Consider the following 1,880-nt stretch of genomic DNA (forward strand, 5'->3'; position numbering starts at 1 on the left):
AGCGGCTTTTTACCTCTCATTTTTCCCATTCATTTTCATTCACCCCTCATTTAAAGGAGCATAAAGTATGGCAATAGGTTTTCTACACGGTGTTGAAGTTGTCGAGGTTGACGACGGCACCCGCCCCCTTCGCGCGGTTCAATCGGCAGTTATCGGGATTGTTGGCACAGCACCCGATGCCGATGAACAAGCATTCCCTCTCAACACACCCGTTTTGGTAACGGGCTCTCTTTCACAAGCTGCAAAACTCGATAAAACGGGTAAGCGTCAAGGTACCTTACCCAATGCCCTTGATCTTATTTTTAAACAAGTAGGCGCCATTGTCGTTGTCGTGCGCGTGAACGAGGGTGACAATGAAAATGCAACACTCACCAATGTTCTTGGCGGTGTAAACGCAAATGGCGCTTATGAAGGTGTTCATGCTTTGATTGGAGCGGGGTCCATTGTGGGACAAACACCACGCATTCTCATCGCTCCAGGCTTTACACATCAACGCCCTTCCAGTGTGAATATTGAAGAGAATGGAACTGGTGCAACTACCAACCCCGTCGCAGCAGAACTCATTGGCATTGCTGAACGCCTACGCGCTATTGTGGTGCTTGATGCACCAAACACAACAGATGAAGCAGCCCTTAGTGCAGCAAAGGATTTTGATTCAAAGCGCGTCATTCTTATTGACCCTTTTGTAAAGGTAAATCGTGATGGAAAGATCATAGAACAGCCGGCAAGTGCAGCGGTTGCTGGTGTCATTGCCAAAACTGATTTTACACACGGTTTTTGGCATTCTCCTTCAAACAAAGTGATCAATGGCATTGTGGGAACTGCGCGCCCCATTGATTTTTCCATTGGTGACAGATCAAGCCGCGCCAACCTTCTTAACGAACAAAACATCACAACAATTATCCGCGAAAACGGTTATCGTCTTTGGGGTAATCGCACCCTTTCAAGTGATACAAAATTTGCTTTCTTATCGGTGGTGAGAACCGCAGATATGATCAATGACGCCATTTTGCGCGGGCATCTATGGGCTGTCGACCGCAATATCAAAAAAACCTACATGAATGATGTCAGTGAAAGCGTCAATGCCTATTTGCGTGATTTGAAAGCACAAGGCGCCATTCTTGGTGGGCGCTGTACGCCTGATCTAGAGTTGAATACAGCAAGCGCTATTGAAGGCGGCAGAATCTATTTCAATGTCGAATTCACACCAACAACACCAGCAGAACACATCACATTCCGTTCACGCATTGTGAATGATTATTTAGAGGAGATTTTTTAATGGCTATCCCCGTTTTACCAAGAGTTTTGAAATATTTTAACATTTTTGTCGACGGTATTCCCTATCAAGCAAAATGTGAAAGCGTAACATTACCGAATTTGAACTTGGTTGTTGAAAGTTATCGTGGTGGAGGCATGGATAGCTCTATTGAAGTTGACCTTGGTCTTGAAACCCTCACACTTAGCATGACCATTTCTGATTGCTCTCCAGAATTGATGGCACTGTTGGGGCGCACAGATGTCGATATCTCATTACGAAGTTCAATGCAAGCGCAAGGCACACCCGCAGAAGGTGTTGTCATTACCATGAGAGGACTATGCAAAGGCTTTGAAATGGCAGAATGGCAACCGGGCAGCAAAGCAACATCCACAACTACCTTCACATTGCAGTATTTCAAATATGTCCAGAAGGACGTTGAAATCGTTGAGATAGATGTCCTCAACTTGGTGAGGAGATTCAATGGCGTCAATCAACTCGCAGATCATAGAGAAAACTTAGGATTATAAAAATGACAGTACAAACAAGCATTACACATAAATTACTTGTACCGATTACCTTTGAAGGAAAAGAACATACCGAAATCACCTTACGGCGCCCGAAA

2 protein-coding genes are annotated in these 1,880 nt (G+C 44.8%); both read left to right on the forward strand.

Annotated features, from left to right (window positions below; all coding sequences use genetic code 11):
- Nucleotides 1–67 precede the first annotated feature (67 nt).
- Nucleotides 68–1,279, forward strand: coding sequence for a phage tail sheath subtilisin-like domain-containing protein (locus ACFIKJ_RS08620; protein WP_375670490.1), 1,212 nt, complete (start codon nt 68–70; stop codon nt 1,277–1,279).
- Entirely contained in the window at nt 1,279–1,785 is a 507-nt protein-coding gene (locus ACFIKJ_RS08625; RefSeq protein ID WP_375670491.1) for a phage major tail tube protein, read from the forward strand. The genes ACFIKJ_RS08620 and ACFIKJ_RS08625 overlap by 1 nt, the downstream gene beginning before the upstream one ends.
- Nucleotides 1,786–1,880: the final 95 nt, after the last annotated feature.

This window comes from Bartonella sp. PS7NMGDW (assembly GCF_042193585.1).
GTDB classification, from domain to species: Bacteria; Pseudomonadota; Alphaproteobacteria; order Rhizobiales; family Rhizobiaceae; genus Bartonella; species Bartonella grahamii.